Below are 10,717 nucleotides of genomic sequence, written 5' to 3'. Positions count from 1 at the left end.
CGACGCGGATGGTCTTGTCCACCTTGTTCGTCGCGGTGTCGATCACCGACACCGACCCCGAGGCCAGGCTGGTCACGTAGACCCGGTCCCCGGATGCCGCCACCCCCTTCGGGGAGCGGTCGACGGGGATGGGCCTGCCCTGGGTGCGGTTGGTCGCGGTGTCGATCACCGACACCGAATCCGAGCTCTTGTTGGCCACGTAGGCCCGGTCCCCGTCCGGGGACACCGCCACCCCCTCCGGGGAGTCACCGACCTGGACCCAGGACGGTTCGGGATCCGGCGAACCGGACTGCGCCAGGTAGATGCCGCCCCCCGCGGCCAGCACCACCGCCGCCACGGCCGCGATGAGCCCGGCCCGCCGGCGTGCGGACCGCGGCCGGCCGGACCGCGGCCGGCGCACCCGCGGCCCGGCCCCGTCACCGGCACGCGGCGGCGGTTGCGGCGGCGACCCGCCCGCCCCTGCCGGCCCGCCCGGCTCCCCCCGCCCGCCCGGCTCCCCCGGCCCGGCCGGTCCGGCGGGCTCCGCGGGGCGCGGCGGCCCCGCGCCGGCGGGTTCGCCCGGCTCGGCCGGCGGCAGGACCTCGGTCGGCGCGGCCGGCTCCGCCCGGCGCGGCGGCTTCGCACCGCCGGGCCGGGCCGGGCCGGCGGGTTCCTGCGGCCCGGCAGGACGCGGCGGCCTGACGCCGGCGGGCCGGCCCGGCCCGGCCGGCGTCCGCAGCGGGGACGGTGCCGGGGTGGCGGGCGTGCCGGGCCGGGCGGCGAGGGAGGTGAGCCGCTCGGCGGCCTCGTCACCGCCCATCCGCTGCGCGGGGTCCTTGGCCAGCAGCCCGAGGAAGACCGGGGTCAGCTCCGCCGCCCGGCGCGGCGGGGCGGGAGACTCCGACAGCAGGGCGCTGAGCATGGCGCCGTCGGAGTCCCGGTCGAAGGGACCGGCCCCCTCGAGCGCGTAATACAGCGTGCCGCCGAGTGAGAACAGGTCCGAGGCCGGGGTGGGTGTCTCACCGCGGAGCCGTTCGGGGGCCATGAACCGCACGGTCCCGATGATCTCCGCGGGGGCGGTCAGGCGCGGCTCGCCGGAACTCGGCTCCAGCGCGATGCCGTAGTCGGTCAGCAGCACCCGGCCGCCCTCCGCGGCATGGGAGGAGGACTGCGGGCCGGGCCCGGTCAGCAGGACGTTGGCCGGTTTGACGTCCCGGTGCAGGACACCGAGCCGGTGGCCCTCCAGCAGGGCGTCCAGGATCGCCAGCCCGATCCGGGCGACATCGGCGAGCAGCAGCGGCCCCCGCTCGCGCACCACCGCCTCCAGGTCCGTGGCACCGGGCACGAACTCCATCACGATCCACGGCAGGCCGCCGGACTCCACGATGTCGTACACGGTGACGACATGGGGATGGTTGCGCAGCCGGGCGGCATGCTGCGCCTCACCACGGGCCCGGGCGATCCGGGCACCCACCTCACTCTCCGGGATACCCGCCGGCAGAATGATCTCCTTGACCGCGACCTCGCACGCCAGTTCCTGGTCATAGGCCAGCCACACCCGTCCCATGCCACCAGCACCGAGCCGACGCAGGAGCCGGTAGCGCCCGGCGATCACGCGCCCGGCGGCCTCGTACGCTCCCGTCATGGCGCTCCCTCTTCCAGGACGCCCCCGCAGGGGTTCCCGGCGAGCGTGAAAAGCCCCTCTCCAGGTATTCCACACCCCCCGAAGAGCGGCAACTCACCCAGAACGACGGCCGCACACGCACCACCCCCACGACGCCGCCCGGCCCCACCCCCCGCCACCGCCGGCCGGTGCTGGCCGGTGCTGGCCGGCGGGTGAACGCACCGTACGGGCAGTTGTCACCACGGCGGCGTGCCGGCGCCCCGGCCCCCGGCCCGGATCACCGGGTGGTGGTGATCTTGTGGACGGTGGTGTCGTCGGGGTCCAGCCGGCGCCCGTCCCGGGACAGCACCTCCAGCGGGCGCAGGCGCTGCCCGTGGCGGCGGTCGACCAACTGCGAGTGCGGCTCGCCCGGAGCGAAGAAGTTCTGCTCGCCCCACTGCCGCAGTGCCACGATGACCGGGAAGAGCGCCTTGCCCTTCGGAGTCAGTACGTACTCGCGGTAGGCACTGCCGTCGGAGGCGGGAACGGACGCAAGGACACCGCCGGCAACCAGGGCGCGCAGACGCGCGGTGAGGATGTTCTTCGCCACGCCGAGACTGCGCTGGAACTCCCCGAAGCGCCGGCTCCCGTCGAAGGCGTCACGCACGATCAGCAGGGACCACCAGTCACCGATCGCGTCCACCGACCGGGCCACGGGACATTCACTGTCGTCGAAACGCGTCCTGCTCACCATGGCGTCCCTCACTCTCACGACGGTTGCAACATGCTACCAAGACGGCTACCGTCCCCACCTGGTAGCAAGTTGCAACCAGATGGGGAGAGGAGTGGATGCCGATGCCCGGCAGCGGTGAGGCCGCGCGACCACCGGCCGCGGCCCAAAGCGGGGAAGATTCCGCAGCCCAAAGCGGGGAAAGTCCCGCGGCCCGGAGCGGGGAAGGTCCCGCGGCCCGGAGCGGGGAAAGTCCCGCGGCCGGGAGCGGGGAAGGTTCCGGGGCCGGGAGCGGGGGAGGTTCCGGGGCCGGGAGCGGGGGAGGTTCCGGGGCCGTGCTGTCCCGTGGTGTCGTCGGGCTGTTCGCCGTGGCCTGCGGTGCCGCGGTCGCCAACGTCTACTTGTCCCAGCCGCTCCTGGTGACCATGGGCCGCGACCTCGCCATGAGCCCGGCACTCGTCGGCAGCGTGGTCACCCTCACGCATGCCGGCTACGGGCTGGGACTGTTCTTCCTCGTGCCGCTGGGCGACGTTGCCGGACGCAGACGGCTCGTCGTGGCCCAGATGCTGCTCCTGGTGGTGGCGCTGGCCGTGGCGGCCGCCGCGCCCACGGCGGTGGTCCTGCTCGCGGGCATGGCCGCGGTCGGGCTTCTCGCGGTCGTCACCCAGACGCTGGTGGCCTACGCCGCGTCACTGGCCCCGCCCGCCCAACGCGGACGGGTGGTCGGCCTGGTCACCAGCGGCGTGGTCACCGGAATCCTGCTCGCCCGCACCGCATCCGGCCTCCTGGCCGATCTCGCGGGCTGGCGCTGCGTCTACCTCGCCTCGGCGTCGCTCACCGCGGTGCTCGCCGTGATCCTGCACCGGGTACTGCCGCGCCACGGTGACCCCGCGCCGGCCACTGTGCGCTACGGACAGCTCCTGCGCTCCACGCTCACCCTGTTCACGCGGGAACGGCTGCCACGGCTGCGGGCCCTGTTCGCCCTGCTGGTCTTCGCCGCCTTCAGCACCCTGTGGAGCAGCATCGCGCTGCCGCTCAGCCAGGCCCCGTACTTCCTGTCCCACAGCGCGATCGGGGCGCTGGGACTGATCGGCGCCGCCGGCGCCCTGGCCGCAGCCGTGACGGGCCGCCTCAACGACCGCGGACTGTCCCGGCAGACCACCGGCGCCGCGCTGGCCCTGCTCACCGCCTCGTGGCTGCCCCTGGCCTTCACCCGCAGCTCACTGTGGGCCCTGGTCGCGGGAGTGATCCTTCTCGACCTCGCCGTGCAGGCAGTCCACGTCACCAACCAGACCCTCATCTACGCGCTGCACCCGGACGCCGGCAGCAGACTGATCGGCGGATACATGGTCTTCTACTCGATCGGCAGCGCCACCGGCGCCATCGCCGCAACCTCCCTCTACACCGCGGCCGGCTGGAACGCGGTATGCGCACTGGGCGCCACCTTCAGCGGCCTCGCCCTCGCCCTATGGGCACTCACCCGGCACAACACCCCCACCCCCCCACCACCCGCCCCCCACAGCCCATGACCACCACCCCACCGGGTGAACCATCCGGCAGACACCCCTGACCAGCCCCCCCCACACACGCTCCCGGACAAGCAGCCGGCCCCAGCCCACCGACAGCTCCACCCAAGGCACCGCCCGCCACCCGGCCCCCGCACCGCAGACACCGCGGGCGCAGGCACCGCAGGCATGGGCACCACGAACACCGTGTTGCATCACGGACACCGAAGCACCACGGACACCGCCCGCCACCCGGCCCCGCACCGCAGGCACCACAGGCGTGGCTTTGTTCACGAGAACCGACAGCATATGTACACGAGTTTGGGAGGCGTCGGCGGTGCGTCGTGTTCGATGTTCATGAGAAACGACAGCGCCAGTGCACCCCACTTCCCGAGTGGCGGTGCCACGGAGACTCCGCAAAAACCCGTTGGCGGACGAGGGCGACCACTGCTACGTTTCCGGAGGCCGTGCGAGAGATCGAGGAGGTGGTACCCGTGAACGCAGTATCGACATGGGTGCTCCCCTCCGGGGTCACGGTCGGGCGATAGAGAGGTCGTCCGGGAGCGCCGTTCCAGTGCACTCCCGAAAGGCACGACCATGCATTTCACTTCCGAGCAGCGTCTCGACGACGGCGTCCTCGAGCGCGAATTCACCCTCGGTGAGATCCCCGGCATCCTGTGGACGCCCGCCTCGGCATCCGCATCCGCACCAGCGCCGCTGATCCTGCTCGGCCACCCTCCCCTCGGGCTGCGCAAGATGTACCCCCGACTGGTGGACCGGGCCCGGCACTCCGCGGCGGAAGGCTTCGCCACGGCTACCATCGAGCTCCCCGGAAGCGGCGACCGGCCCCGCCTGCCCGCCGTTGAGCAGGCCCGCGCCGACATGCGCCGGGCTATGGAGGCCGGTGAGCCGGTCAGCGACGAGATCATCGACGCCCTCATCCTCCCGCTCGTCGACAAGTCGGTCCCGGAATGGCAGGCCGCCCTGGACGCACTCCTGTCGCTGCCCGAGATCGGCGGCCCGGTCGGGTACTCGGGGGGAGTGATCTCCATAGGCATCCGGCTGGCGGTGGTCGAGCCGCGCATCTCGGCCGCCGTTCTGTTCGCCGGGAGTTTCGTGCCTCGCGCCATGTTCGAGGAGGCCCGGCAGGTCACCATTCCGCTGCACGTCCTGCTGCAGTGGGACGACGAAGGGAACGACCGGCAGGCGGCCCTGGACCTGTTCGACGCCTTCGGCTCCAAGGAGAAGTCGCTGCATGCCAACATGGGCGGGCACACCGGCGTCCCGCAGTTCGCGGGGGACGCCGCGGCTCAGTTCTTCACCCGGCATCTGAAGTGAGGCCGGGCCGTCAGACCGGCAGCATGCGGTAGCTGACGTCGGCTGGCATGCCGCTCATCGAGGACAGGTACCGGCCCTCCGCAGCTCTCTACACCGTGGGCCCCTGCTGAATTCTCGGCGGGGCCCGTTCTGCCTGAAGTCATGAACTGTTCGATTTCTGCAGAGCTTCGAGTGCTGCCCAAACTCGTGTACATGTGCTGTCGGTTCTCGTGAACAAAGCCAACAGGCGCAGGCACCCCGCGCGCCGCAGGCACCGCAGGCACCGCGGGCATGGGCACCACGCACACCGCGGACACCGCCCGCCACCCGGCCCCGCACCGCAGGCACCACAGGCGCAGGCACCCCGCGCGCCGCAGGCACCGCGGGCACCGCGGGCACCGCGGGCATGGGCACCACGGACACCGCGGACACCGCCCGCCACCCGGCCCCGCACCGCAGGCGCAGGCACCCCGGGCGCCGTGGGGATGGGCATCACGGACACCGAAGCACCGCGGACACCGCAGGCACAGCGGGCACCGCAGGCACCGCGGGCACCGCCTGCGGCCCCGGCACCCCGGCCAGAGCGAAGCCACCCCGCCCGGGGCGAAGCCACCCCCCGCACCGGGTGCAGCCACCCCGGCCCCGGGGCCCGCCCCGGGTGCAGCCGGCCCGGCCCAGGCGAAACACCCCCGCCCCGGCCCGGCCCGCCCCGGCCCGCCCCGGGGCGGGGCGGGGCGGGCCGGGGCGGGGCGGGTTCCGGTTGGGGTTGGGGTTGGGGTGGAGAGGGCCGGCCGGGCAGGGCAGCCCCAGGCGGCCGGCCCGCTGCAGCGGCCGGCCGCATCCGCGGCGGGCGGGGGCCGCCTCCTCCCAGCCCGAGCCTCACCGCCCGGTCCCCGTCCGCGGCCCGGGGGCGTCACCAGCAGAAGGGGAAGGCGCCCTCCCCGCCCTGCCCGAACCACGCCAGCCAGTCACCGTTGAGGAACTGCCGCTCCCAGGAGTCGACCTCCTCCTTCGGCACCCCGTACTTCTCGGCGGCCTCGGCGCCCGTGGTGTGCCCGGACATCACGGCCAGCACGATCCGGACCTTGTCGGCCCCCGAGAGCGCCCCTTCCGGCTTGTCCGGCAGCAGATCGCCGATCCGGGAACAGCCGGGCCTGCCCGGCTCCCCCGGCTTGCCGGGCTCACCGCCCCGGCCGCCCTCCCCACCCCTGCCGCCCTCGCCGCAGTCCGGCGAACGGCCGGTGACATGACCGGCACCGGCGACATGGCCGGAACCTGGTGCGGCACTCTGCGCCGCCTGCGCGGCATACGAGCCGCCGGTGGCGAAGGCCACCGAGGCCATCGCCAGAACGAGCGGACGCCGCCAAAGACTTCTGGACATATCGGGTTCTCCCTTCGAGAACACGTGCCGGTCACCGGCGGCCGGTCCCGGACGCCCTGTCCGGCCGGCCGGGACCGGCCGCCGGTGACCGATGGAAGGGGCGGGACGGAGGCCCCTCGTGAGGGCCTCCACCCCGCCAGGACGGGGCCGTCACCGGCTCACCGCGATCTAGAAGACGCTGAAACCGCCCAGACCGCCCGCACCGCCGTTACCGAAGACACTGAAGCCACCGGCACCGCCCGCACCGCCGTTACCGAAGACAGTGCTGCCGCCGTTGCCGCCGCCACCGCCGTTGCCGAAGACACTCGACCCACCGGCACCGCCGTTGCCGCCGTTGCCGAAGATGCTGCCGCCGCCGGAACCACCGGAACCGCCGTTGCCGAAGACACTCGACCCACCGGCACCACCGTTGCCGCCGTTGCCGAAGACGCTGCCGCCCCCGCCACCGCCGCCACCGCCACCGCCGAAGACACTCGACCCACCGGCACCGCCCGCGCCTCCGTTACCGAAGACACTCCCGCCACCCGGACCACCCGAACCACCACCGGTAACCACACTGGAAACCGCCGAATGACTCGGAGCCGCCGGCGCAGCAGACGCCGGAAGAGCGACACCACCCGTGATCACAGCAGCCGAAGCGAACACCATCGCGAACCGCGACCCCCGCCGCCGCTTCACCCCGGCACCACCACGAACACCAGCACCAGGAACACGAACCTTACGAGACATGAGCTTTCTCCCTCTGAACCAGAAAATTTCCGACTGACACGGGCTCCCGACCACCCCGGCAAACCCCGGGACAGCGGCCGGCGGACCAGCCCTCCCGACCGCAACCGCCACACCGGCGGCCCGACGAGAGAACACAGACCCTCACCGAGGACCTCCGCCACACCCTGCGGCCTCACCCCTCTCCGGCGAGCACCGCACTTCCATTACGCCCCGCCGCCACCACACCGTCACGCTCCGAGCACTCGGGACTTGACGAAACCAGACACACCAGCTAAACGCCCCATAAACACCCCCCAGGACACCCGGAAACACCACCCCCGGGACACCCGGCAACCCCGCCCCGCACACACGAACAGCACCCGCCGGCACCACGCCGGCCCACAACAAGACCGGCCCGCCCCGGCCACGGAAACACCACCCGACCACCCCCGGCACACCCCCACCAGCACCAGCACACCGGCCACCCACACACGGACACACCGGTGACCGCGTCACTCCCCAGGAACACCGACCCGGCCCGAGCCCCAAAGCCGCCCGCGGCACAACCACTGATCCACCACAGCCAGCCCCGACACCACTCACCAGTCACCAGGTGCCAGCCCCGGCAGCGCCCACCAGCGGCACCGCCCGTGCAGCAGCCACACGCACCCTCCCCGCCCACAGGACCCGGGTGAGACGGTGCACATACGGTCCACCGACCACCACCACGACCGCCACCACCCCCACACCGCCCCGGCAGCACCCGCCCCAGACCGGCGACACCACCCGGCCACCGCTCTCGACGACTCCGCACCCACCCCCACAGGGCCCGCCTGGCACATGACCACCACCTGACCGTCTGGCCGTCTGGCCGTCTGGCCGTCTGGCCGTCTGGCCGTCTGGCCGTCTGGCCGTCTGGCGGCAATCAATCGCCTTGCCCCGCTGATGTCGAGCCAGAGATGCTGAGCCGGTGCCAGGACAGCGAAAGAGAAAACGCCAGCAGCACGTTGCGGTTCGCCACAGCCTCGACGCAGGCCGCCGGGAGGTGCTCTTCGAGACCCAGGACGAGTCGCAGTGGCACGCACACCTGCGTCATCTGCGCACCGGGCCACAGCGGATCGACTGGAGCATGACCCGGGTCGACACCTTCTGCGGACGCCTGATGCAGCCGACCACGTACCGGCTGAGTCTGTTCGTGCCCGACTCCACACACGAACCCAGCGGTGAACAGCCCGATCACTGACCTCATGGCCGGGCCGTAGCCCGGGCACCGGCCAGGCCACCACGGACGACAGTAACGGGGCGCGGCCGGCAGGACCCGCAATACGCGGCGGGCCGCCCGGCCAGAGCAGCCAGCCCAGGCACCGCCGCAGCCAGCACACCCCCGCAGCCCCTGCCCGCCGGCCCGGCACACAACGGGCTTGCCCCGGCACACGCCTTGCGGCACCGGGACCCGTATGCCGCTCAGCGGATCAGCACGAAGCCGCCGAACGAGACACCGGCCAGACAGACAGCGAGGAAAACCCCCTACCGGCCCGGGACCCCGACGTGGCCTGCAACCTCACCCCAGCACCACCACTCAAGAACACCCCAGAACAGCATCCGCTGGAGGAGCACACCAAGAGTCACACCGGTCAGGGCACAGAGCACATGACAAGCACCCCCGCCAGGCCGATGCCCTCCAGCGGGCCAACGACAACCAGAACCACGCCACCGACAACCACGACCACCGGATGAGCGATACAGAACTTCCACAGAGGAATCCAACTGCCCAGGACGCAGCTGCCCAGGACGCAGCTGCCCAGGATGCAGCTGGACAGGGCCGCGGACACCACGCCCGGCAACCACAGCACAGCCACAGCCACAGCCACAGCCACAGCCACCCAATGGGCACGGACGTCAGCATGAAGCACCCCTCCGCGCCAAAGCGAAGGCAACGGCGGCCTCACAAGCCGAACCCGCCCGCCGGATCAGCGACCGGCCACCCTATGACCACCCGTCAGCACACCGGTCACAGGCGGACCATACCGCCGCCGAACTGCCCCACCCGCCCGACGACAAGGGCACAACAACCCTCAGCATGCACCCGGCCCACCCACCCGCCGCTTCAGCACCCGATTCGCAAACGACCCAAGCACACGATGCCGCCGACGAGCCCGGGCAATCCCAGATACACGGCACACATCCCGTTACCGGCTGCAAAGACACCTGAACTCGCAGAGCCAGGCAATGGCACACCCCACCACCCAGCCGGCCCCGCCCAGACAGGCAAGGAACCCCAGCCGCACCCGACCCGGCCAGGCCAGGCCCGCCCAGACGCCGGCACAACCCCCGGACCACCGGCAGACACCCACCACACAACCCCCGGACCACCGGCAGACACCCACCACACACCCCCCGGACCACCGGCAGACACCCGACACACAACCCGAGAACGACGCGGCAGACACCCGACACGCCAAGGCGGCAAGCAACGGCAGGCCCCCGGCCGGGACACTCCCGGCCAGGGGCCCACACCACAACCCCAGCCCCACCACCACGGGCCAGGAAAACCCACCTCACACACCCAGCCGCAGAGCCCCGGCCCCACCACAGCAGACCCGGGCCCCGCACCACACACCCGGTCGCAGACCCCCGGCCCGATTACGGCGGGCCGGGGTCCCACATCCGTGCGCAGGGTGCAGGCGGAACCGGCTCAGCGGTCGCCCTTGCCGTTCCCGTGGTCACCGTGATCGATGACACGGAAGCTGCCGACCACACCGTCCTTGACGAACACACCGTCGACGTTGCCCGGAGACACACCGTGGTTCGAGCTGTGCGGCCCCACCGTCGCGATCGGAGCACCGTTGTCACACGTCAGCCCACGGAACACCTCGATGGTCTTCTTGCTGTCGTTGCGCACGTTCAGGCTCCGCGACCCCAGCCCGCTCGCGACCACCACACACCCGCTCGTGTGAGCCGAGTACGACCGCTCGTTGATGTGGATCCACCCGTGCTCCCGGTCACCCCGGTCCCCCCCACGGTGGTCCTTACCCTTGTCCTTGTCCTTGCCGTTGTCGTCGTCGTCGTTGTTGTTCCCGGTGTCACCGCCCATCGGCGCCTGCACCGGCACCTGCTTGACCACAGCCGGCGCCGCCTGCGGCTCCGGCGCCGCCGTCGCGTACGTGATACCCGTCGCGGTCAACGCCGCAGCAGCCGCAACACCCGCGGTGATCACGGAAGAACGAGACATGATCATGTCCTTGCCTCTCCTGTCTCAGAGTCAGAGCCCGGCCACCAAAGACCGTGCCCCACCGAACGTACTCACACCCCCCACACCTGTCATATCGAGCACAACCCACACCCAACAACACACACCCAAACGAGCTACCCACACCCCCCACACACCCACCCACCCCCACCCCAACACCCCACCCCCACACACCACTTGACACCCCCTTAGCCCTACAAGGTGAACCCTGACACCCCCTCACCCCCACCACCCACCCCACACC

8 protein-coding genes are annotated in these 10,717 nt (G+C 72.0%); 3 read left to right on the top strand and 5 right to left on the bottom strand.

The features are described 5' to 3' along the window. Together H0H10_RS06505 and H0H10_RS06500 are read right to left on the bottom strand one after the other, a co-directional pair. Positions 1-1,624: serine/threonine-protein kinase (locus H0H10_RS06505; protein ID WP_188179875.1), on the bottom strand; the 1,624-nt coding region annotated here is incomplete at its 3' end. Between the two features lie 256 nt (positions 1,625-1,880). After that, the gene (locus H0H10_RS06500) at positions 1,881-2,336 is read right to left on the bottom strand and encodes a winged helix-turn-helix transcriptional regulator (RefSeq protein WP_188179874.1); all 456 of its coding nucleotides are present in this window, start codon (positions 2,334-2,336) and stop codon (positions 1,881-1,883) included. Positions 2,337-2,647: 311 nt separating this feature from the next. Here H0H10_RS06500 and H0H10_RS06490 point away from each other — a divergent pair, with 311 nt between their 5' ends. Then, positions 2,648-3,841, top strand: coding sequence for an MFS transporter (locus tag H0H10_RS06490; protein WP_188179872.1), 1,194 nt, complete (start codon positions 2,648-2,650; stop codon positions 3,839-3,841). A gap of 573 nt (positions 3,842-4,414) precedes the next feature. After that, a complete protein-coding gene (locus H0H10_RS06485; RefSeq protein WP_188179871.1) occupies positions 4,415-5,155 on the top strand; it encodes a dienelactone hydrolase family protein in 741 nt (246 codons plus the stop codon). 892 nt (positions 5,156-6,047) lie between these two features. Here H0H10_RS06485 and H0H10_RS06480 read toward each other — a convergent pair. Then, on the bottom strand, positions 6,048-6,515 hold the full coding sequence (locus tag H0H10_RS06480; RefSeq protein ID WP_188179870.1) for a helix-turn-helix domain-containing protein: 468 nt from the start codon (positions 6,513-6,515) through the stop codon (positions 6,048-6,050). A 168-nt stretch (positions 6,516-6,683) separates the two neighbouring features. Continuing rightward, positions 6,684-7,163: a hypothetical protein gene (locus H0H10_RS06475; RefSeq protein ID WP_223179467.1), complete on the bottom strand. Its 480-nt coding sequence runs from the start codon at positions 7,161-7,163 to the stop codon at positions 6,684-6,686. Between the two features lie 1,105 nt (positions 7,164-8,268). Here H0H10_RS06475 and H0H10_RS06470 point away from each other — a divergent pair. Continuing rightward, positions 8,269-8,466 (top strand): hypothetical protein, encoded by a 198-nt coding sequence (locus H0H10_RS06470; RefSeq protein ID WP_223179469.1) that lies wholly within the window; start codon positions 8,269-8,271, stop codon positions 8,464-8,466. A 1,452-nt stretch (positions 8,467-9,918) separates the two neighbouring features. Here H0H10_RS06470 and H0H10_RS06465 read toward each other — a convergent pair. After that, complete coding sequence (locus H0H10_RS06465) at positions 9,919-10,440, bottom strand: hypothetical protein (RefSeq protein ID WP_309141736.1); 522 nt, start codon at positions 10,438-10,440, stop codon at positions 9,919-9,921. Positions 10,441-10,717: the final 277 nt, after the last annotated feature.

Source organism: Streptomyces griseicoloratus (assembly GCF_014534645.1).
GTDB lineage: Bacteria > Actinomycetota > Actinomycetes > Streptomycetales > Streptomycetaceae > Streptomyces > Streptomyces griseicoloratus.
Note: the sequence above shows the minus strand (reverse complement) of the source record. Positions and strands in the feature narration are given on the sequence as shown.

Coding starts and splice junctions, on each gene's coding strand:
- H0H10_RS06475 (WP_223179467.1), bottom strand. CDS start 7,163: ATGGTGTTCGCTTCGGCTGCTGTGATCACGGGTGGTGTCGCTCTTCCG.
- H0H10_RS06500 (WP_188179874.1), bottom strand. CDS start 2,336: ATGGTGAGCAGGACGCGTTTCGACGACAGTGAATGTCCCGTGGCCCGG.
- H0H10_RS06480 (WP_188179870.1), bottom strand. CDS start 6,515: ATGTCCAGAAGTCTTTGGCGGCGTCCGCTCGTTCTGGCGATGGCCTCG.
- H0H10_RS06485 (WP_188179871.1), top strand. CDS start 4,415: ATGCATTTCACTTCCGAGCAGCGTCTCGACGACGGCGTCCTCGAGCGC.